Origin of the sequence: Argonema galeatum A003/A1 (genome assembly GCF_023333595.1) — a bacterium.
GTDB lineage: Bacteria > Cyanobacteriota > Cyanobacteriia > Cyanobacteriales > Aerosakkonemataceae > Argonema > Argonema galeatum.
Genome location: NZ_JAIQZM010000018.1, coordinates 96,909 through 116,333, shown reverse-complemented (window position 1 = coordinate 116,333; position 19,425 = coordinate 96,909). Strand labels below are relative to the sequence as shown.

Annotated in this window: 25 protein-coding genes; 15 read left to right on the top strand and 10 right to left on the bottom strand. The window is 44.4% G+C overall.

Annotation, left to right across the window (positions count from 1 at the left end; genetic code table 11):
• The first annotated feature begins 18 nt into the window (after positions 1-18).
• From hemW to LAY41_RS19065, 3 genes are all read left to right on the top strand, one after another.
• The gene (gene hemW / locus LAY41_RS19075) at positions 19-1,233 is read left to right on the top strand and encodes a radical SAM family heme chaperone HemW (protein ID WP_249101511.1); all 1,215 of its coding nucleotides are present in this window, start codon (positions 19-21) and stop codon (positions 1,231-1,233) included.
• 353 nt (positions 1,234-1,586) lie between these two features.
• Positions 1,587-2,405 (top strand): hypothetical protein, encoded by an 819-nt coding sequence (locus tag LAY41_RS19070; protein WP_249101507.1) that lies wholly within the window; start codon positions 1,587-1,589, stop codon positions 2,403-2,405.
• A gap of 105 nt (positions 2,406-2,510) precedes the next feature.
• Positions 2,511-2,966: an MgtC/SapB family protein gene (locus tag LAY41_RS19065; protein ID WP_249101504.1), complete on the top strand. Its 456-nt coding sequence runs from the start codon at positions 2,511-2,513 to the stop codon at positions 2,964-2,966.
• Positions 2,967-3,211: 245 nt separating this feature from the next.
• Here LAY41_RS19065 and LAY41_RS19060 read toward each other — a convergent pair whose 3' ends face one another.
• The 7 genes from LAY41_RS19060 to LAY41_RS19030 form a co-directional block, all read right to left on the bottom strand.
• Complete coding sequence (locus LAY41_RS19060; RefSeq protein WP_249101502.1) at positions 3,212-4,057, bottom strand: DUF6920 family protein; 846 nt, start codon at positions 4,055-4,057, stop codon at positions 3,212-3,214.
• 26 nt (positions 4,058-4,083) lie between these two features.
• Positions 4,084-6,624, bottom strand: coding sequence for a magnesium-translocating P-type ATPase (gene mgtA / locus LAY41_RS19055; protein ID WP_249101499.1), 2,541 nt, complete (start codon positions 6,622-6,624; stop codon positions 4,084-4,086).
• Positions 6,625-6,654: 30 nt separating this feature from the next.
• Positions 6,655-6,819, bottom strand: a complete 165-nt coding sequence (locus LAY41_RS19050; protein WP_275974247.1) for an ATP-binding protein — start codon at positions 6,817-6,819, stop codon at positions 6,655-6,657.
• A 20-nt stretch (positions 6,820-6,839) separates the two neighbouring features.
• Entirely contained in the window at positions 6,840-7,337 is a 498-nt protein-coding gene (locus LAY41_RS19045) for a DUF1345 domain-containing protein (protein WP_338023023.1), read from the bottom strand.
• An 85-nt stretch (positions 7,338-7,422) separates the two neighbouring features.
• Complete coding sequence (locus LAY41_RS19040; RefSeq protein WP_249101492.1) at positions 7,423-7,695, bottom strand: hypothetical protein; 273 nt, start codon at positions 7,693-7,695, stop codon at positions 7,423-7,425.
• Positions 7,696-8,573: 878 nt separating this feature from the next.
• Positions 8,574-9,302, bottom strand: a complete 729-nt coding sequence (locus LAY41_RS19035) for a phosphatase PAP2 family protein (RefSeq protein ID WP_249101489.1) — start codon at positions 9,300-9,302, stop codon at positions 8,574-8,576.
• Between the two features lie 43 nt (positions 9,303-9,345).
• Positions 9,346-9,579 (bottom strand): hypothetical protein, encoded by a 234-nt coding sequence (locus LAY41_RS19030; protein ID WP_249101487.1) that lies wholly within the window; start codon positions 9,577-9,579, stop codon positions 9,346-9,348.
• 152 nt (positions 9,580-9,731) lie between these two features.
• Between LAY41_RS19030 and LAY41_RS19025 the strand changes: the two genes are divergently transcribed.
• From LAY41_RS19025 to LAY41_RS19010, 4 genes are all read left to right on the top strand, one after another.
• The gene (locus tag LAY41_RS19025) at positions 9,732-11,924 is read left to right on the top strand and encodes an FAD-dependent monooxygenase family protein (RefSeq protein WP_249101485.1); all 2,193 of its coding nucleotides are present in this window, start codon (positions 9,732-9,734) and stop codon (positions 11,922-11,924) included.
• 58 nt (positions 11,925-11,982) lie between these two features.
• Positions 11,983-12,342 carry a hypothetical protein gene (locus LAY41_RS19020; RefSeq protein ID WP_249101482.1) on the top strand — a complete coding sequence of 120 codons (360 nt, stop codon included), beginning with the start codon at positions 11,983-11,985 and terminating at the stop codon, positions 12,340-12,342.
• 304 nt (positions 12,343-12,646) lie between these two features.
• The gene (locus LAY41_RS19015; RefSeq protein WP_249101479.1) at positions 12,647-13,183 is read left to right on the top strand and encodes a hypothetical protein; all 537 of its coding nucleotides are present in this window, start codon (positions 12,647-12,649) and stop codon (positions 13,181-13,183) included.
• An 81-nt stretch (positions 13,184-13,264) separates the two neighbouring features.
• Positions 13,265-13,654: a hypothetical protein gene (locus LAY41_RS19010; RefSeq protein WP_249101476.1), complete on the top strand. Its 390-nt coding sequence runs from the start codon at positions 13,265-13,267 to the stop codon at positions 13,652-13,654.
• An 86-nt stretch (positions 13,655-13,740) separates the two neighbouring features.
• Here LAY41_RS19010 and LAY41_RS19005 read toward each other — a convergent pair whose 3' ends face one another.
• Positions 13,741-15,162: a helix-turn-helix domain-containing protein gene (locus LAY41_RS19005; RefSeq protein WP_249101473.1), complete on the bottom strand. Its 1,422-nt coding sequence runs from the start codon at positions 15,160-15,162 to the stop codon at positions 13,741-13,743.
• 141 nt (positions 15,163-15,303) lie between these two features.
• Between LAY41_RS19005 and LAY41_RS19000 the strand changes: the two genes are divergently transcribed.
• The 6 genes from LAY41_RS19000 to LAY41_RS18970 all read left to right on the top strand — a co-directional run bounded on the left by LAY41_RS19000 (position 15,304) and on the right by LAY41_RS18970 (position 17,559).
• Positions 15,304-15,654, top strand: a complete 351-nt coding sequence (locus LAY41_RS19000; RefSeq protein ID WP_249101470.1) for a hypothetical protein — start codon at positions 15,304-15,306, stop codon at positions 15,652-15,654.
• A gap of 49 nt (positions 15,655-15,703) precedes the next feature.
• Positions 15,704-15,901 carry a hypothetical protein gene (locus tag LAY41_RS18995; protein WP_249101466.1) on the top strand — a complete coding sequence of 66 codons (198 nt, stop codon included), beginning with the start codon at positions 15,704-15,706 and terminating at the stop codon, positions 15,899-15,901.
• Between the two features lie 46 nt (positions 15,902-15,947).
• On the top strand, positions 15,948-16,166 hold the full coding sequence (locus LAY41_RS18990; protein ID WP_249101463.1) for a hypothetical protein: 219 nt from the start codon (positions 15,948-15,950) through the stop codon (positions 16,164-16,166).
• A 1-nt stretch (position 16,167) separates the two neighbouring features.
• Complete coding sequence (locus LAY41_RS18985) at positions 16,168-16,599, top strand: type II toxin-antitoxin system VapC family toxin (RefSeq protein ID WP_249101460.1); 432 nt, start codon at positions 16,168-16,170, stop codon at positions 16,597-16,599.
• A 322-nt stretch (positions 16,600-16,921) separates the two neighbouring features.
• Positions 16,922-17,197 carry a hypothetical protein gene (locus LAY41_RS18975; protein ID WP_249101458.1) on the top strand — a complete coding sequence of 92 codons (276 nt, stop codon included), beginning with the start codon at positions 16,922-16,924 and terminating at the stop codon, positions 17,195-17,197.
• Positions 17,194-17,559 carry a clan AA aspartic protease gene (locus LAY41_RS18970; protein ID WP_249072039.1) on the top strand — a complete coding sequence of 122 codons (366 nt, stop codon included), beginning with the start codon at positions 17,194-17,196 and terminating at the stop codon, positions 17,557-17,559. Before LAY41_RS18975 ends, LAY41_RS18970 begins: the two co-directional genes overlap by 4 nt.
• A 301-nt stretch (positions 17,560-17,860) precedes the next feature.
• Here LAY41_RS18970 and LAY41_RS18965 read toward each other — a convergent pair whose 3' ends face one another.
• Positions 17,861-18,196 carry a XisI protein gene (locus LAY41_RS18965; protein WP_249101455.1) on the bottom strand — a complete coding sequence of 112 codons (336 nt, stop codon included), beginning with the start codon at positions 18,194-18,196 and terminating at the stop codon, positions 17,861-17,863.
• A gap of 77 nt (positions 18,197-18,273) precedes the next feature.
• The gene (locus LAY41_RS18960) at positions 18,274-18,600 is read right to left on the bottom strand and encodes a XisH family protein (RefSeq protein ID WP_338023022.1); all 327 of its coding nucleotides are present in this window, start codon (positions 18,598-18,600) and stop codon (positions 18,274-18,276) included.
• Positions 18,601-18,790: 190 nt separating this feature from the next.
• Here LAY41_RS18960 and LAY41_RS18955 point away from each other — a divergent pair, with 190 nt between their 5' ends.
• Entirely contained in the window at positions 18,791-19,009 is a 219-nt protein-coding gene (locus LAY41_RS18955) for a hypothetical protein (protein ID WP_249101452.1), read from the top strand.
• Positions 19,010-19,011: 2 nt separating this feature from the next.
• Positions 19,012-19,347, top strand: a complete 336-nt coding sequence (locus tag LAY41_RS18950) for a type II toxin-antitoxin system PemK/MazF family toxin (RefSeq protein WP_249101449.1) — start codon at positions 19,012-19,014, stop codon at positions 19,345-19,347.
• Positions 19,348-19,425 lie beyond the last annotated feature (78 nt).

Genomic DNA, 19,425 nt, shown 5'->3' with positions numbered 1-19,425 from the left:
TTCGATCGATTCTCCAAAGTGCAACCCATTCCTAGTTCCGCTTACATTCACATTCCTTTCTGTCGGCGACGCTGCTATTATTGCGATTTCCCGGTTTCTGTAGTGGGAGATAAGGCTCGTGGTGATAGCTCTGGCACGATCGTACAGTATGTTGAGATGTTATGTCGGGAAATTGACATTACACCAGCATTGGGAAAACCTCTGGAAACAGTTTTCTTTGGTGGTGGTACTCCTTCGCTGCTATCAGTAAAACAACTAAGTTACATACTGGAATTACTTGCTCATCAGTTTGGTATTGTTGCTGGTGCCGAAATTTCAATGGAAATGGACCCAGGCACGTTTGATTTGACACATTTAAAGGGATATCGGGATGCGGGAGTAAATCGGATCAGTTTGGGGGTACAAGCTTTTCAGGATGAACTGTTAAAATATGCGGGCCGATCGCACACCGTTGCCGATATTTTTGCAGCAGTTGAGTTAATCCGTCAAATCGATGTTCCAGACTTCAGTTTAGATTTGATTTCTGGACTGCCGCATCAAACTCTAGAACATTGGCAAAATTCCCTAGAGACAGCAATTGCTATTTCCCCGGAGCACATCTCTGTTTATGACCTTATTGTTGAGCCTGTTACGGCCTTTGCACGTCAGTATAAACCCGGTTCTCAGCCTTTGCCCACTGATGATACCACAGTCAAGATGTACAAGCTAGCGCAACAAGTGCTGACGAATGACGGTTATCAACATTATGAAATTTCTAATTATGCCCAGCCCGGACATCAGTGCCGCCACAATCGAGTTTACTGGGAAAATCGTCCTTATTATGGTTTTGGCATGGGTGCTGCGAGTTATTTTGGCGGACAGCGCTTTACAAGAAAGCGTACAAGGCGAGAATATTATGAATGGGTGACATCTGGAGGTGCGATCGATTGCGCCCAAATCTCGGCAAATGATATTCTGTTAGAAACTTTAATGCTGGGCTTACGCTTGGCGTCAGGGTTAAACTTGTCAGCTTTAGATCGGCAGTTTGGGGAAAAAAGCTTAGAGCAGATTTGGAATTGTTTGCAGCCTTACTATCGTCAAGGTTGGGTGCAAATTGTAGGTATAGATGGGAAAGCTATTGATATTTGCGATGATAAAAAGTTACCGTTGTTTGGGCGGTTAAGATTAACCGATCCAGAAGGATTCTTGTTTTCTAATACTATTCTGGCTGCTTTATTTGAGCAACTAGAATAAGTGTATTCAATCTCATATCTGCGTTTATCTGCGTTCATCCCTCTTCATCTGCGGTAAAAATTTAACCACCGATACCAACAAACAATTTAAGGATATCGCTCATGTACTACCGATGCAACCAAACTATATATAAGGATAATTGATACTATAAAATAAATGTGATTACTTTTGCAAATGATTGGTGGATAAGGAATTGTCCTCGTCCAATGCCCGATGCCCAAACTAACCCCAAAAAACGTGGGCAATGGGCAATTTTAATTTAGGCAAATTATCGATCGCGATCTTTGCAAAGATTAAGATTGGTTGAGTGTGAGCCTTCTTGCGACATTAAAGGTAAATTTGCAACAAGAGACATGGCTGGAAAAGCAATAGATAACAGCGCCTCTGGCGCTCTCATTCTCATTATCCCCATAGCGCTTGCGATCGTCATCCTGTTCAAAGCTTGGCCAGTGCTGCTAGCGCTGGTTAGTTTGGGCGGTAGTTTCAGTATTTGGCAGCGCTATCAATGGCAAAAATGGAGCCAGCAACTTAACCCCATCTTTCATCAGCTCATCAAGGAAAACCGAGGATGCCTTACCGTACTGGACTTGTCAATGAAGGCCCAGATCTCTGGGACGGCAGCCAAGCGGTATTTAGATGCTAAAGCTGAGGAATTCGGTGCCCAAGGTCGAGATTTTGAAGACAAGGGCAGGGTGTACTACTTTATCACCGCCAACACTCTAGGTAGCATATTTGACGACGGTACTCCCAGCTTCCAACTTGAGAGCGAACCGTATACTGTAGAGGCTTTTGAGCCTTTGCCACTGCCACCAGATGCGATCGAGAAGCCGACAGAATCACCTACCGAGGCAGAGGAAGCACCTCACTCACCACTGACTTCTGAAAAACCATCAGAACCACTTACTTCTGAGAAATTAGCACAACTACTTACTGAGGAGGAAGCACCAGAACCACTGACTTCTGAGGAATTAGCACAACCAATACCTAAAAAACACAGAATTCTTCAATCTCTGATCCAATCGGAACTTGCCAGACGACTCGACGTTCATTCCAGCACTGTTCTCAAACGTAGAGACGATTCAGATTTCCCACAGTGGAGTCGCAGCAGAGATCCAGAAGGAATTGCCTGGGAGTACTCTTCAGACACAAGAGAGTTTTATCCAATAGAGTAACGAGTAGTCAACGGAGAATGGGGCAGGGGCAGGGGTATGGCATGGTCGATCGGAATTCACCCGCCCAGCCCCTGACCAATATCTAAAATCAAGATCTAAAATCGAATGACTGGTACTCTTTCCCTTCCTCCCGATGATTGGCTAGGTTTAATCTTTCGGCTAAGTCTCTCTTTGCTCGTTGGGGCGATCATTGGCTGGGAGCGCCAACTCACACATAAACCGGCTGGGTTGAGAACTTATATGCTGGTAAGTTTTGGCGCTGCTCTGTTTGTTCTCGTGCCTATCCAACTCAGTTCCACCACGCAGGAGGCCGATAGTATCAGCCGGGTGATTCAGGGCATTGCAGCTGGCGTTGGCTTTTTGGGAGCTGGCGAAATCTTGCGGACTGGGCAGGAATGCGGGGCAGTTGAGATTCGGGGACTTACCTCTGCTGCGGCCATTTGGGTTACAGCCGCTTTGGGAATTGCTGCTGGTTGTGGATTATGGCAAATGAGTTTAATTGGGGCTGTTTTATGTTGGTTAGTTCTCAGAATTGTCAAAAAAATAGAGCGCAATTCCTAGTTTTGTTTTATTATGTCTCCGCAGATTTCTGCTCTAAAAAAGTTACCTAAACAAGCGTCAAACTTAGTGGCTTTTCCGTACTTACTGTGCTAATTTATCTGAAAAAAAATGGCATAAATTCTTACACAGCAAGGATTTACGGTCTTGTTTTAGTTAATTTGAGCCGTTTTATCCTTCAATTCAGACATAGCTTGGTTTTTAACTACTTAAACTAATAGTTTGGCACAGTAAGTACGGAAGAGCCCTCATTGCGCGAACTCATGGTTAATCTCTGTAATCCGCCCTCTCCAGTACGGCCAAGAGCCTTCTGGTGGTTGCCATGCTACTTCACCTTCTAAGGGGATTTGCATCCCATTGCGAACCGTATATCCCCAAAATCGGCCTTCCCACGGTGTCGGGACTAGACCCCGATAACGAGCCTCAGCACGAACGGTGTCGATCGACCCTTCGGCATTAAAACGAAATACCAGTGAGACAGTTGTTGCACCGTCCGTTAGAGTCCCGCGAGCGGAGGTATCATCGATCGCCTCCCAGCGCACACCCTGACTGGGTAACAAAGCAGTCGGATACCACGCCGTCTCTGCAAAAAACCGCATTAACTCACCTTGAGCCATTTCAGGCGTACCGCGCACATTCGCAAGGGTGACAAGACCAAGTAATGATGCGTGCAAGGTACCTTCCCCAAACACATAGGCATCATGAACAAACACCTTCAGTCCTGGTGCCATGTGGATGCGTGCATCCCAATCAAAACCTGGACGCTGAGTGATGACAAGTTGTGTGGAAGTGAACGGGCTCCACTTGGCTTCCGTCTCACTCATATTGAACTGTCCCTGATGGACGACTTTGACAGCAGAGGCGATCGGCTGTCCATCCTTGAGTACTGTCCGAAAGAATCGCTGCACCGGGACTGGCAAGCCTTCAATCTCCTTTTGGTCATAGATTTTGGGCTTAATTATCCGCTGTCCACTTGCTAACTTGGCGCGTAAGTTATCAGTATCTGACTGCCATCGAAATCCGCCGTAAATGGTTGCCAGTCCAATACAAACTATAATTGAAATAATAATGAGTGCGATCCATTTTATCCACATAGTACTTACCGATCTATAGAGATTGATCAAAATTTCACTCGTTGATAAAACACTCGTTTCACATTCTCAGCGGCAGTAACGTAGAATATCACGATCGCTCCCAGAACCAGCATAAAACTCAACGGCAACGGTTGAAATCCGAGCAGGGTTCCCAAAGGTGTCCAGGGAATGATCATTGTCACTCCTACGGTCGCCAGCGTTGCCGATAACAGATACTTTCCGGGTTTACTGCTAAAAATGGATTGGCGGGTACGAATCACTAGCACAACCATCGAAGCGGAGATTACAGACTCCATAAACCAGCCTGTTCTAAACTGTTCTGGTTGAGCGTGTAGCAGCAACAGCAGCGCCCCAAATGTCAGGTAATCAAATATTGAACTCAGCAAACCAAACACGATCATAAAGTTGCGGATAAACTTGATATCCATCCGGCGAGGTTTGTTGACTAACTCCTTGTCTACCCGATCTGTCGCGATCGTCAATTCGGGGAAATCAGTTAATAGGTTCGTCAGCAAAATCTGACTGGGCAGCAGCGGCAAAAAGGGCAGAAACAGAGAAATTCCCGCCATGCTAAACATATTGCCAAAATTGGCGCTAGTTGCCATAAATACATACTTTAAAGTATTGGCAAATGTAATCCGTCCTTCCTTTACGCCTTCGACCAAGACATTCAAATCCTTTTCCATCAACACAATATCAGCGGCTTCCTTAGCGACATCCACTGCGCTCTCGACTGAGATGCCGACATCGGCAGCATGAAGCGCAGAGGCATCGTTAATGCCGTCTCCAAGATATCCAACTACATTCCCCGCTTTTTTGAGGGCAATAATAATACGCTCTTTTTGATTTGGCTCTACCTCAGCAAAAACATTTGTTTCTTGTACTCGATGGATCAAAGCTTCATCACTGAGCTTTTCTAGTTCAGAGCCGGTCAAAATCTTTTGTTCAGGCAGTCCTACCTGCTGAATGATACTAATAGCAACCGCCTTGCTGTCTCCGGTAATCATCTTCGGGGTTACTCCCAGCAATTCTAACTCTTTAAGGGTGTCAGCGATGCCAGCTTTTGGCGGATCGAAGAGAGCAAGGTAGCCCAGAAATGTCATGTTTGTTTCATCATCTTTGCTGAAAGAATCTCGATTCTCATTCTGAGAGGCTACGCCAACGAAATCCCGATAAGCTACACCCAAGGCTCTAAATCCTTTACTGCCTAAATCTTCAGCCTCTTGGTGGAGTTTTTGTTGCTGATCTACAATGTCGATCGTTTTTCCATCAGCAGTTTCAACACTTGAGCAAACATCCAGAATATTTTTCAGTGCGCCTTTAGTGACAATCAGATGCGTCTTCTCTTTTTTGAACAGGATGCTGAGACGTTTGCGGTTAAAATCATAAGGCACTTCATCTAACTTTTGATAGCTAGAAATATCGAATTTTTTGTGTTCGCGAATCGCTGCATCAATCGGATTCACATAACCTGACTCAGATGCGGCATTCAAATAAGCGTAAAGTAGAACGCGATCGCTTTCTTGACCCTCCACATCAACCGCAGAGTGAATTTTTACCTCTCCTTCCGTCAGCGTACCCGTCTTATCGGTACAAAACACATTCATACTGCCAAAGTTTTCAATAGCTGGCAAACGCTTCACAATCACCTGCTTTGTGGCCATTTTCTTGGCACCACGAGCCAAGTTAACGCTAACAATCGCAGGCAGAAGTTGGGGAGTCAAACCCACCGCCAGCGCCAGAGAAAACAGGAAAGATTCCAATACTGGGCGATGAAGGTAGACGTTGGCGACAAAAATTAGAACTACCAAAATTAGCGTTACTTCCATGAGAAAGTAACCAAATTTGCTAAGTCCCCTTTCAAATTCTGTTTCGGGAGGTCTGAGTTTCAAACGTTCCGATACTTTGCCGAATTCAGTTTCTTTTCCAGTATGAACGACTACGGCTTTCGCCGTTCCACTAATTACATTGGTTCCCATATAGAGGGAATTGGTGCGTTGGCCCAGTCCAGTAACAGCCGGCAATACGCCACTTAGCTTGTCTACCGGATAGGTTTCTCCTGTCAGTGCTGCTTCATCCACCGATAGATCCTTCGACTCTAAAACTAGACAGTCGCCCGGAATATTTTTACCTGCACAAAGCACTATAATATCGCCAGGAACTACTTCCTCAGTGGGGATTTCTTGAGATTGACCATCCCTCAAAACAGTTGCTTTAACTTGCACTAATGCCAATAATTTTTCGACAGCGTTCGACGCTCCTTTCTCTTGCCAAAATCCTAATAAACCACTAATCAAGACGATCGTCAAAATGATAATGGCAGATGCCGCATCTTGAACAAAAATTGATAGCACCGCCGCAAAAATCAGAATCAAGATAATCGGACTCTTGAACTGATTGAGCAACAGTATCAATGCGCTCGATTTGTGTGTTTGTTTGAGGCTGTTTGCACCGTACTGGCTCAGGCGTTGTTTCGCATCAGCACGGCTTAATCCTGCGGCTGTAGAGCGCGTCTGCTGAAGCACCCGATCCGTGGACAAGCTCCAAAACGTGGACTGTGGATTCATGATTTTTTACCTTATTTTTAATGCCCCGAACTAAAGAGAAACTTTCGGTAACTTAATGATAAAGCTTGTCCCCTTGCCCTCCGCACTTTCAACTGCAAGTGTCCCTTGATGAGCTTCAGTAATACTCTTTGCTAAAAATAATCCTAATCCCCATCCCGTTTGATCCTCAGCAGAGGTAAGTGAGGTGTACTGCATAAAGCTGGAATCTGCTGTAATTACTCAATTAAACCAGCAATAATATTAATACTCATTGCTACAATTGCGGTATTGAAGAAAAAGGAGAGAATGCTATGGAGTAAAGCTAATCGTCTCAGCGATCGCGAGGTAATTTCTACATCTGAAACTTGGCTGGTCATGCCAATAACAAAAGAGAAATATAAAAAATCCCAGTAGTCGGGTTCAATATCTTCGGGAAAATCTAGCCCTCCAGCTTTAGAATCACTCTGAGTTTTACGATCCTGATAATATTCGTGAGCATAGTGCATTGCCAAAATAGTGTGAACGAGTAACCATGACCCAATAATCGTTACCACTGCCAGAATTACATGGGGAATAACTATACTTACATCTTTTCCTTTTGCTTCTTTCAAGATAAAGGCGATCGCTAATATGCTGGCACAGGCAGCAGCAGTAACTACGCTCAAGATTACTAAGCGTCCTTCATCTTGACTTTGAGCATTACGGCGCATTGTTTTTGGCATTGCTTGCGCCACGGTGGGAAAGTTTAGCTTTGACCAGAGTTTGCGTAGATGTTTGAGGTAAGGTCATGGTTGATAGAATTTATTGATGCTTACCTACTTATAAAAGCTTCGACGCAATCAGACCAACAAGCACAATTAGACCTAATGCTCTACGAAAGTAATTAACGCCTTGAAATAATTCTTCCCAAGCCCAAGTAAACAACGAGCCAAAAGCTACTAGCTCCAACCCTAGATTAATTTTACCTGTTGTAACAATGAGCTTTAACAAAGTAGCTACAATCCAGACAATCAGTGGTAGATTTGGCGGTTGAGCGATCGCAATTTTGCCTTCGCTGTCCCGGAATGTTCGATCGAACAATGTATTTTCCATGAGTTTCTCCTGTAAATGTAATAAAAGGTATGAATTGAACTCAATCAGTTACACAAATATTTGTTGCTAGTGAGAGGGAGCTTTTTGGAGAAAATAGCTAATATTTTTATTAGTATCATTCCACTTGTTTATGAGTGCGGTCATTATTTATGGTGAGTTTTCATGTTGTCCTTGTATATTAGAATTAAAACCTTTAAATATCATCTATCTCTTGGAAGAGTTTAGATTAGAATGTTATCTATAATTGGACACACATAATCGTTTCTCTACCATCGCATCAAGCTCGATCGACCTAGTTCTCAAATCAAAGGTAAGGAAATTCTGAAGGTAGCGCCTTTTCCCAGCCCTGCGCTCTCGGCTCGCACCGCTCCCGATCCAACGCCGATTCTGGTTTGTTCTGATAGCTCATAGCGGGTTCGCTCTCTTTTTCGGCGTTTCTACAAGCACAGAGATCGCGAGCAAACTTAGCCCAATAATTTTGATAAAGGCGTTTACTGCGTGTGCATACTCCCATTGGTCACGATAGCGCGACTCGTGAACCTGACGGACTTTTTGGAGTGGAATACTCCCCTATTGCTGTTAGTTAAAAGCCTTAGACAGCGATCGACATACTGATTTCATGACTAATTCTGTCTAGCCTTTGCTTCGCCTGACTGACATCCTCATCGAGTTTCGATTGAATCTCAGCTTGGGTTTCTTTCGTCGTAAACTGAACTTTAACAAAAGTTGCCCAATATAATCTCTACCTTTATGAATGTTTTAGTAGAACTTATACAACTCACGCGATTCAAACGCTTGCTAAAACATAATTGCTCTTACTATCAATGAGAAGGAGTTATTGCCATCATTATTTTCTACCTGATTTCTAAAGATTTCTCTTAGGACGAAACGCTCCCAACTGACTTTCTTCCTCGCCAAACTTCCAGGCTGAGGATGCAGGCAAGCAACCACACCAGTCCCGCTGCATAGCCAGCCACCACATCGGTAGGCCAGTGGACGCCCAGATAAAGCCGACTCAAACCTATAGCAGTAATTAATAAAAATGTCAATATAAAAATCAATGCCCACCAGCGTTTGAATTGAATTGCCAGCAAATAGCCGATCGCGCCGTAAACTACCAGGGAAATCATGGCGTGACCGCTGGGAAAGCTGTAGGAATTTAATTCGAGGGTGCGTTCCCACAGAGCGGGTCTAGCACGAGCAAATAAGTCTTTAAGCAAATAATTTAAGACGATCGCACCCAAACCTGCGATCGCCAGCGTTGTCGCTTGGGCTCTCCGATGCTGAATTAGGAGCGCAATTCCAGCGACCAAACATATAATGAGCAACACATACGGTTCGCCTATAAATGTGATTGCCAGCATCACTCGATCGAGCAGCGGCGTGTGCAAACTCCAAAGCGTCAGCAAAATCGCCCTGTCAAAGTCCTCGGTTTCCTTGGACAGTACTTCCTCTGCTAGAGCGGCAAATCCCCACAGCGACAAAGCTGCGAGAATCAGCCCCCCAATCCGAATCGTGGAGAGCAGTGGCAGCAGCTTGGGACTTACGTTCTGCTGCCAGATCCGAAGAATTTGCTTGCTCAGTTGACGCAGGAAGTGGAAAGGCATTGTCTAATTCAACCTTTTAACCAATTGCAGGGACATTACAAGCCTAAGATAGCTTTTTCCAGGCTTGGGTAACGACATCGCTCAGCCAACGCCGTTGCGCCCCATCCAGAAGCCTGTCGTCAGCTAGTAATTCAGCGGTTAACTGGTCTAAAGATTTGCCCTGGGAACGGGAAATCTTAATCACACCTGCGATCGCAGCGGCGACTATTTCTTCATCAACAGGTTTTTGCCTTAGATCTGCCACTTCTTGAGGGCTGGCTGGAATAGGATAATTCATGGCGAATTCACAAAGGTATCTAGTGGTTTCAGAAAAATGAGAAAATTGTAAAGTTTTTTAAGACATTGTTGAGTATTGGGAAGTCTACCGTATTTTGAGCCTTTGTCAACTCTGTCTTGCTAAGTAAGTTAACCAACACCGCGATCCCCAAAATGAAAGAAATTCTGTATTTAGAAATTCCGACGCCGGATACAGGTGCCGTCCGTGCTTGGTTACAAGAAGGATTTGAACCGGGCTGGGGCGAAAAAGCGATCGGCCCCGACGGCTTTCGCCTCAGATTCCCTCATACTACAAACCATGTGACAAATATTCCCGAAACCCCAGAACTTTTGGCTTTCGTCTGGTCAGTGCAGCGAACGACATATTTAAAAGTCTTCCGGTGGGCAGATAAGCCTGTCCCCAGAGAAAGGGAAATCTTGCAAAACCTGACTAGAGAACTCAGAACTAAGTTTCCTCATCAGTATCCGCAACCACCAGCGATTGACCTGTCGGAGCAAACCATCTTTGAAGCGCTAGCTCCCTATTATCCCCAGACAGTTCGCTACTTCCAGAAAATGCCCAAGGGCGAATTCGATCTCAGGCGCGTCTACTGGTGGGAACAACGTTGGCGTGAAGGTGTCCGCAATCCCCAGGAACCCAAGCAAGTTATATTCTCCCAAACAAAGAGCCGAGGGGCAGAGGGGCAGAGGGGCAGAGGGGCAGAGGGGCAGAGGGGCCGAGGGGCAGAGGGGCCGAGGGGCAGAGGGGCAGAGGAGCAGAGGGGCAGAGGGGCCGAGGAGAATGCTCTTTTACACCTCGATTATGACCTCATCTACGTGGGTGGAGCCTTGGGAGTCATCCATGCAGCGGTGATGGCGCAATTGGGCTATCGGGTGCTGTTGGTGGAGCGGTTGCCTTTTGGGCGGATGAATCGCGAATGGAATATTTCCCGCAATGAATTCCAAAGCTTAATCGATTTGGGTTTATTTACTCAACCAGAATTTGAAAGCGTGATTGCGCGAGAATACGCAGACGGTTTTAGTAAATTCTTTGATGCAAATAATCCCCCTCATCTGAAAGCGTCAGTATTACACACGCCCACAGTGCTAAATGTAGGCTTAGATGCGGAGAAACTGCTGCGAGTATGCGGGGAAAAACTAAGGGCAGCTGGGGGTGAAATTTGGGATGAGACAGAGTTTATCAGGGCGGATGTCGGAGATGAGCAAGTCGATTTGCAAGCGAAACATCAGCCGACTGGGGCATACAGGCAGGCGAGAGGGCGTCTGCTGGTGGATGCGATGGGAACCGCGTCACCCATAGCTTGGCAGCTGAACAAAGGTCGCGCTTTTGACAGTGTTTGTCCCACGGTAGGCGCGGTACTGAGCGGATTTGAGCCGGGAGTTTGGGATTCCCAGTACGGGGATGTTCTTTACAGTCACGGGGATATTTCGCGAGGGCGTCAGCTAATTTGGGAGCTATTTCCGGCCCAAGGGGATGATATCACCATTTATTTGTTTCATTACCACGAGGTAAATTCAGAGAATCCCGGTTCGTTACTGGAGATGTACGAAGACTTTTTCACGATTCTGCCGGAGTATCGGCGTTGCGATATAGATAAGCTGGTGTGGAAAAAGCCGACGTTTGGTTATATTCCAGGCCATTTTAGCGTAGGAAGTAGCGATCGCACAGTTGCGATCGATCGACTCATCGCTATTGGCGACGCCGCCTCCCTCCAATCTCCCCTCGTCTTCACGGGCTTTGGTTCCTTGGTTCGCAATCTTGGGCGTTTAACACATCTTTTGGATACAGCCCTCAAACACGACCTTTTAAGCGCAAAGCATTTGAACCAAATTAGCGCTTATCAAAGCAATATCTCAGTCACTTGGTTATTTTCCAAAGGCATGATGGTTCCCACCGGGCGTTACTTCCCACCCCAAAGAATTAACTCCATGCTGAATACCTTTTTTGGGATTTTGGCTAGCGAACCTCCAAATGTGGCAGAAACTTTCATTAAAGACAGAATAGACTGGCTGACTTTTAATCGGCTAGCACTCAAAGCCGCCCGAATAAACCCAGCTTTACTGGTGTGGATATGGGAATTGGCGGGTGCTAGAGATATGCTGCGTTGGTTGGGAAGTTATCTCGACTTCACCGTCAGCACTTTAATCGGCTGGTTGCTGGGCGATTGGTTCACCAGTTGGCTTGCGCGTCAACAGCCTTGGTTAGAAGGTCGCTATCCTCAACTGTGGCTGTGGCTGCTTGCCCAAAGTTATGTTTACAGACCGGGAATGAGGAATCGGAAATGGCCTAATTTTCACATTTCTGGATATCAAAGTTCGCGACGAGGTGAAGAATTGAAAGTTTAAAATTCAAAGTAAAAGCACCACAGAAAATTTACATCTACATCTGTGTTCAGGACTTCCTATGAGTAGCAATGACATTCCCCAAACTTTAATTAATATCTCGCTTAAGGAATCGCTGGTGCGATTGTCTGTTTCTCCAGTCAAAGCAGATAGAGATGCGATCGCACGTATCGAACGAGAAACTGGCAAGCCAATTCAGACAATTATCGCCGATCTTGACAGCACCGATATTACCTTAAAAGCTCTAGAGGAAAAACCTGCACCGAAGTACAGCGAGTTGATTGGACGTATCAAAAGAGGTTTATTTTTTGGGGCTCTGCTGGGGTTACTGGCGCTTTTTATCCTGCCTGAGAATCGTTTTGCGGTTGCGATCGTTTTAGGTGTTCTGCTTGGTCTGTCTGCTCCGTTAAGGCGTAGGTAAAGAACCTCACCCCCCCAGCCCCCCTCTCCGTACACGGAGAGGGGGGAGTAGGATTGTAGGTTGGGTTTCGTTACCTCAACCCAACAAAAGCTATATCGACATTGATTTACCCTAAAAAAAAGCGATAATTTTAATTGCTTACTCCTTTACCGCCACAAGATTATGTAGGGGCGAAGCATTCCGGCGATAATCTGTCGCTTTACACATCAGTTTTCTCCCGGAATGCTTCGCCCGACCACCATAAATATTCTTCTACCGCGAAGGAGTAGGTTCTCTGAGGAAAAACTATAGTAGAATAAAATTTATGACTCAATCATCAGATAGCAATCGACTAGACCGCATTGAGGTAATAGTCGAAGATTTAGTAGAGTCAATCGCTGAATTGCGCGATAGTCAGCGTCACAGCGAAACGAGATTCCAAAATTTAGCTGAGTCAATCACTGAATTGCGCGATAGCCAGCGTCACAGCGAAACGAGATTCCAAAATTTAGCTGAGTCAATAGCTGAATTGCGCGATAGCCAGCGTCACAGCGAAACAAGAACCGAAAATTTAGCTGAGTCAATCGCTGAATTGCGCGATAACCAGCGCGATTTACAACAACAACAGCGTCAGAGTGAAACGAGATTCCAAAATGTAGTGGAGTCAATAGCTCGGTTGCGCGATAGCCAGTTAGAAGTACAACAAGAACACTTACAAGTGCTGCGTATAGTCGCGCAACAGCAAAATGAAATTGTCAGGACAAACAATGATATTGTCAGGATCAACAATGAAATTGCGGGGCTACGAACTGAGAGTCTTCGCATTCTAGAACATTTGTTTGGCTCCCAACAAGATGGGTAAATTTGTTGATTTACCCCGAAAAAAAGCTATAATTTTAATTGCTGAGGTTCTCTGAGGAAAAACTATAGGAGAATAAAATTTATGACTCAATCATCAGATAGCAATCGGCTCGACCGCATTGAAGCAATAGTCGAAGATTTAGTAGAGTCAATAGCTGAATTGCGCGATAGTCAGCGTCACAGCGACACAAGAGTCGAAAATTTAGCTTCCTCAATAGCTGAATTGCGCGATAGTCAGCGAGATCTACAACAACAACAGCGTCAGAGTGAAACGAGATTCCAAAATGTAGTGGAGTCAATAGCTCGGTTGCGCGATAGCCAGCTAGAAGTACAACAAGAACACTTACAAGTGCTGCGTATAGTCGCGCAACAGCAAAATGATATTGTCAGGATAAACAATGAAATTGCGGGGCTACGAACTGAGAGCCTTCGCATTCTAGAACATTTGTTTGGCTCTCAACAAGGGGGTTAAACCCCACCCCCAGCCCCTACCCCGTGGACGGGGAGGGGGGTAAGACAGGAGAAGCAGATAACTGGGCTAGTCTGTGCTGAGAGCTTTTAGCCTGGTAATGAGGGGTGTGAGGTGATATAAGATTTTAAAATTGAATTAATCTTTAGTAAAGAAGATCGATCGCAATTTGGTGTATCTTCTAACAAACAACGTATTTTTAAGGATTGGATGGCTTTTAATACCTCTGTGGGAGGATGAGATATTAACTGTAATACCTGCATCAAAGTAACCGCATCTTCTTGTTTTGCTAAATAATTCATCACCTGTTTTTCTGTATCGGTTAATCTTATCCATAAACGATTAAGTTGAGATGTGATTTCATTGCTTAATATCAAGGAAGGATAAGTTAAAAATTCGGTGACCTTGCCAGCAAATAATTCGTGAATCATAGTTGCTGTCATTTCTAACCATAAGGGATGACCTTGATATTTTTTAATTAAATTATGCCAATGTTCTTCATCTAATAATTCTTTATCCTTTAAAATTTGGGTAGCCGATTCTCCCAATCCTGACAGTTTTAACACCTGGACAAATTTAGAGCGATCGCTAGTTAAACATTCTGGTTGTTCGCTACTTATTAAAAATAAACAACTGGGATGAGATGATTCGGCAATTTGTTTAAATAAGAGATAATATCCTTCAAATTTTGCTTGATATTGACCGGCAAATTGTCCTGGTTGAAACAGCATTTGCAGATCGTCTAGGATAATTAAACAGCGATACTGACGTAAAATTTTAAGGAGTTGAGTAATTTTTTGGTCAAGGGTGTTAGGGAGAGTCGAAGAGGCGAACGAAGTTTGTAGTAAGTCGGTTAAAAAAGTGTCGATGTTGGGACAAAAACGGAGACTGCGATAAATAATATATTGAAATTGGTCGGGGATTTCTTCGATTAGTTTTATAGCCAGCGTCGTTTTACCAATTCCGGGGATACCGAGTAAAGTAATAATGCGGGTATGAGGTTCAATAATCCAGGTTTTTAATTTATTGATTTCTTCAGTACGTCCGTAAAATGTGGTTATTGCTGGAGCAGTATCTAGGTCTAAATTAGGTTTAGTTTCAGTTTGTTTAGAGAAGGGAGAAGATTTAGGCGATCGCCTTCGTTCCGAACAAATACTTAATTGATGAAAACTAATAAAATTTCCAGATGAGACACTGTTAGAAATAGTAATTTTTTCTAAAATAGAGCCTACATTTAATTTATTAACATCTTCCCCTAAAACATCGGATAAATTTTGCCATAATTTCGATGCTGTATCTCGAACATGACCTTCACTTAAATGGTTCTCCGAGGCAATTTTGGCATATTTCTGACCTTGTAAAGTTCCTTTAATTATTGTTTCTTGCAGATGGTCTAGGCGATCGCCCGTATGGGTGAAAAGCAGATCATCAGCGAGTTTCAAGACTTCTGCGATGTCCATAGAGCGGTCAGATAAGTTGGTTTTTCCGATCTTATCCGATCTTTCCGACATTTTTCCGACATTTTGGCAACTTTTTGGGGAAAAGTTCCGATCTTGATCCGACTGACAAAGCGATCAGGCTTGGGTTTTGATTGAAGAGTCATAACTTGATTTGCCGATATACCGTTAGACATCAACGGAGGATTGATTCAAATGCGTAATGCGACCCATGCAGCCGTTTTGACTGCTTTGAGCACTCTGTTAGGATTTGTGCCACTGGCTGTTAATGCTCAAATTGCTCCTAATCAAGTTATTATCTGCAACAGACTAACTGGACAATCATCTTTCAAAGTTAACGGTAATGGAGCGACTTTAAAGCCTGATGAATGTCGCAATTTTTCTGGATCTACTACCTTTCGTTTCTATACCGAATATGGTGATGGAACTGGTGCTCGTTATTCACTTGAACGTCAATTGCAAGGCGGCGAACGATATAAACTGTATGCAACTTCACTTCAGCCAAAACGCTTAAATATTGCTCCAGACCCGATTATTAGAACTTAAGTAGTAGTACAGGGTTTTAAAGCTAATAGGTTGGTTAATTTTCACTTGATTGGCCGGACGCGATCGCACGAGTGCTTTTTTATCGCTTGGCGATCGACACGGAGTGTGGATACGATCGCCCTCCTTTTTTATCGCTCGGCGATCAATGAGGAGTGTGGATGCGATCGCTCCTTACTTTTTTATTGATAAGCGATCGATGAGGAGTGTGGATGCGATCGCAGCCTGTCTCCAAGTCCGTGCAGTCTGAGTCAACAGCGCTATAATAGCAAAAGACCTAAATATCGAACTTAAAAATGTCAACACCAAAACTAGAAGAAAGAGTTGCCCAATTAGAAACTGAAGTGGCACATCTCAAAAGTTTAATTCCCGCCATCCCTGCTACCTCAACTCCTTGGTGGCAAAAAATTACAGGAACCTTTGCTAAAAGTACAGCTTTTGAGGAAGCGATGCAGTTAGGAAAACAGTATCGCCAGTCTTTGCAACAGGATTCCGAACAACTTCCTACAGATTAAAATGTACCTTTTAGATACTGACCATTTGAGCATCTTAGAACGGAGTGGAAAAGACTCACAACCCTTACTAGCAAGACTGTCCATCATCAATCCTAATGAAGTAGTAGCTACTACAATTGTTACTTATGAAGAGCAGACACGGGGGTGGCTCAGTTATATGGCTGCATCCCGTTCTTTAGAGGCTCAAGTGGAGGCATATCGGCAATTACAGCAACATCTTGCCAACTTCTGTGCCATACCAGTAATAGGCTTTGAAAGTGCTGCCGCTTCAACGTTCAAAAGTCTCAAAAATACTTATCCTCGCCTCGGTTCTATGGACTTGAAAATAGCTGCGATCGCGATCGCTAATAATGCTACACTACTAACTCGTAATCTTTCTGACTTCAGTCAAATTAAAGACTTGACGACTGAGGACTGGACAGTTCCTCTATGAATCCCTCCTCATCCACCGCTTAAACAACTCCGGTGTTACCAAACCTTGAGGAAAAAATATCGTTCCTAAAACAATCAACAATCCAAAAATAATTAACCGCCCATCCCGCAGAAATTGCGCCAACCAAATAGGTAAACCCGCCGTAGCCGCGCTCGCACCTTACTTTTTTACTGATAGGCGCTCGCACTCTTTATGTAGATGCGATAATTAAATAATATCTTGTAAATTAGATAGGCAAGTAGGGTGGGCAATATCCATCCTATTGATTTGTAAGGTATTATGGAAAAGTTCAGAGGGTAGTGTAGCGATCGGGAGTTAACCTATGCAAGCGATCCTGTTAAGCAGCGAAGAAGTTGCCAAACGTGCAGATCGACTGTACGAAAGCAGAATCCGCCCAGAAGTGGAAATTGAAGAAAATATTGGCAAGATGGTCATTATTGACATTGAGACAGGTGACTACAGGGTTGATGAAAATGGCTTACGCGCTGCTGACTACTTGAGCGAGAAACATCCCAATGCCCGACTCTTCGGGATCAAAATTGGGTACAATGTTGCTGCCGCTTTTGGTGGTGGTGTCATGGAGCGTGTGGTCAAGTGATTTCGGGTATTGTGGCTGACGGACACGCAATTATTAGCATCCCATTTCGGATTCCCAATCGCGCTGACTTCCCGATTGAGTTCGTAGTAGACACAGGATTTACAGATGAGCTTTGTCTACCACCAGAAGCAGTCGCATTATTGAATCTTCCTTTCAAATACGATATGCGTGCAAATTTGGCAGATAATAGCCGAGTGATTCTGCCCGTTCATAAAGCGATTATTCTTTGGAACGGAGAGGAGCGAGAAGCTCGTGTGTTTGCGACAGGACGGCGACCCTTGGTTGGAACTGCTTTGCTGGATGAACATGAGCTTGTAGTCCAGTTTACGCAGGGCGGGTTGGTAACGATCGATCGGTTGTAGTTCTAAGCATCGGTACAAACGCAGGCTAACAAGTCGATGAAGCGGACGGGCGAGAGATCCTTCCTGGTTGTGAAGCATAGACGATCGCCTGTATGGGTGAAAAGCAGTTCATCAGCGAGTTTCAAGACTAGCGAGTTTCAACACTTCTGCGTCCATAGATCGGTCAGATGGGTTAGTTTTTCCGCTCTTATCCGACATTTTTACGACATTTTTCAAGCAATGCAGTTAGGTAAACAGTATCGCCAGTCTCTACAACAGGATTCCGAACAACCGACCACAGATTAAAATCGCCTATCCCAGACTACGCCAACGCATATCCAGTATATTGCCGAACGTGAGGCGGATGGAACGCCAAAACAATCCGATCTTTGGGAATTCCGGCGGCTACAAGTTCTGGAGTAATTCCCTCTTCTATACCATCCCGTTGAATCCAAATTTTGCCGTCGATAATTTCGAGATGGACGACACAACCATGAATTCTTTTTGCCCCATCCCAGCCTACATCCATCAATAAAAAATTGTTCTGTAGGCGATCGACAATAACGGTGCTTTTGATTTCTCCATGACTGTAGGGAATCCGAGCATGATCTTCTAGCACATCTAGGATAATCTGGCGATATTCATCTAATCTATCCATCTGACAATCGTCTCCTTTTTTGAATTAAAACCAATTAATTTAAGTCGCTTTTTATTTAATAAAATTTGACCGATAGGCTATGAGAAAATATCGAGATAAACTTCTTCTGAAATTGCTAGATATATAATTCTGTCTGGCTCTGAATACTCTAAGATATCTTCGTAGACGATATATTGTCCAACAGCTTCTTCTAAGTCACTGACTGGTGAAACACTCACAAAACTTTTCACTTCGACAGCAATTTTGCGATCTTGCTTTTCGGCAGTGAGGAGTTTTTCTGCACCTAAATCGACGTATAGGGAACGTTCGCCAATTTTCAACCTCAGCGGATCGTGGGTTATCTTCCACCCGTCCTTTTCCAAGGCTGTTTTGACTGTATTGTGGTAGATATCTTTCGCGGCCATAATCTACGCTGACCCGCCAATTGTACCCCAATATATATGATAACACGCTTGTGCGATACGTGCTGACGCACACGCTGCGCGTGAAGCGAAGCGATCGCACCTTACTTTTTATCATCAATGAGGGGTGTGGATGCGATCGCTTCGCTAATGCTCACCTTACGCATTAGGATAAGAAACAGGAGGATTTGCCATGTCAACCACTGTTCAAGAAGTTTACGATCGAGTTGTCTGTACCCTTTCACCAACTGAGCGGCTACGCTTAGCAACTCTTATCCTCAACGATTTGGTGCAGCAAAATCTCTCTATTGTCGCTCAAAGCGATACCTGGAGTGAGCAAGATGAACTCGATGCAACAACCTTTTCCTTGCAGTACGCAGCTACCTTTTTTACCGAAAACGAGGAGATATAAGAGTGTCGTTTAATCCTGGTGATGTGGTAACAGTAGATTTTCCTGGTGTCACTGGCATTAAACGTCGTCCTGCTGTGGTTCTATCATCAGCTACTTATAACACAACCCGCCCTGATGTAATAGTTGGACTCATTACTACTCAGACAGATACTTTAGGCGCAACTGATTATACACTCCTAGATTGGGCAACAGCAGGTTTACGAGTTGCTTCTGTTTTTCGCAGTTTTATCGTCACTCTACCGCCATCTGCCAACTTGGTTCTAATTGGTCATCTGTCGGAACGTGACTGGAAGGAGGTTCGTGCTTGCTTGAAAGTCGCTTTGGCGGATTTGGAATAAAATGAAAGATGCTACAAGAATGCGTGCCGGAGGCGATCGGCCCTTGCTATCCACTCAGTTCTATACTAAGAAAGCAAT

What these genes read in the sequence shown, in the direction of transcription:
- LAY41_RS19070 (WP_249101507.1), top strand. Translation starts at nt 1,587, where the DNA reads ATGGCTGGAAAAGCAATAGATAACAGCGCCTCTGGCGCTCTCATTCTC.
- LAY41_RS19065 (WP_249101504.1), top strand. Translation starts at nt 2,511, where the DNA reads ATGACTGGTACTCTTTCCCTTCCTCCCGATGATTGGCTAGGTTTAATC.
- LAY41_RS19060 (WP_249101502.1), bottom strand. Translation starts at nt 4,057, where the DNA reads ATGTGGATAAAATGGATCGCACTCATTATTATTTCAATTATAGTTTGT.
- mgtA (WP_249101499.1), bottom strand. Translation starts at nt 6,624, where the DNA reads ATGAATCCACAGTCCACGTTTTGGAGCTTGTCCACGGATCGGGTGCTT.
- LAY41_RS19050 (WP_275974247.1), bottom strand. Translation starts at nt 6,819, where the DNA reads ATGCAGTACACCTCACTTACCTCTGCTGAGGATCAAACGGGATGGGGA.
- LAY41_RS19040 (WP_249101492.1), bottom strand. Translation starts at nt 7,695, where the DNA reads ATGGAAAATACATTGTTCGATCGAACATTCCGGGACAGCGAAGGCAAA.
- LAY41_RS19035 (WP_249101489.1), bottom strand. Translation starts at nt 9,302, where the DNA reads ATGCCTTTCCACTTCCTGCGTCAACTGAGCAAGCAAATTCTTCGGATC.
- LAY41_RS19030 (WP_249101487.1), bottom strand. Translation starts at nt 9,579, where the DNA reads ATGAATTATCCTATTCCAGCCAGCCCTCAAGAAGTGGCAGATCTAAGG.
- LAY41_RS19025 (WP_249101485.1), top strand. Translation starts at nt 9,732, where the DNA reads ATGAAAGAAATTCTGTATTTAGAAATTCCGACGCCGGATACAGGTGCC.
- LAY41_RS19020 (WP_249101482.1), top strand. Translation starts at nt 11,983, where the DNA reads ATGAGTAGCAATGACATTCCCCAAACTTTAATTAATATCTCGCTTAAG.
- LAY41_RS19015 (WP_249101479.1), top strand. Translation starts at nt 12,647, where the DNA reads ATGACTCAATCATCAGATAGCAATCGACTAGACCGCATTGAGGTAATA.
- LAY41_RS19010 (WP_249101476.1), top strand. Translation starts at nt 13,265, where the DNA reads ATGACTCAATCATCAGATAGCAATCGGCTCGACCGCATTGAAGCAATA.
- LAY41_RS19005 (WP_249101473.1), bottom strand. Translation starts at nt 15,162, where the DNA reads ATGTCGGAAAGATCGGATAAGATCGGAAAAACCAACTTATCTGACCGC.
- LAY41_RS19000 (WP_249101470.1), top strand. Translation starts at nt 15,304, where the DNA reads ATGCGTAATGCGACCCATGCAGCCGTTTTGACTGCTTTGAGCACTCTG.
- LAY41_RS18990 (WP_249101463.1), top strand. Translation starts at nt 15,948, where the DNA reads ATGTCAACACCAAAACTAGAAGAAAGAGTTGCCCAATTAGAAACTGAA.
- LAY41_RS18985 (WP_249101460.1), top strand. Translation starts at nt 16,168, where the DNA reads ATGTACCTTTTAGATACTGACCATTTGAGCATCTTAGAACGGAGTGGA.
- LAY41_RS18975 (WP_249101458.1), top strand. Translation starts at nt 16,922, where the DNA reads ATGCAAGCGATCCTGTTAAGCAGCGAAGAAGTTGCCAAACGTGCAGAT.
- LAY41_RS18965 (WP_249101455.1), bottom strand. Translation starts at nt 18,196, where the DNA reads ATGGATAGATTAGATGAATATCGCCAGATTATCCTAGATGTGCTAGAA.
- LAY41_RS18960 (WP_338023022.1), bottom strand. Translation starts at nt 18,600, where the DNA reads ATGGCCGCGAAAGATATCTACCACAATACAGTCAAAACAGCCTTGGAA.
- LAY41_RS18955 (WP_249101452.1), top strand. Translation starts at nt 18,791, where the DNA reads ATGTCAACCACTGTTCAAGAAGTTTACGATCGAGTTGTCTGTACCCTT.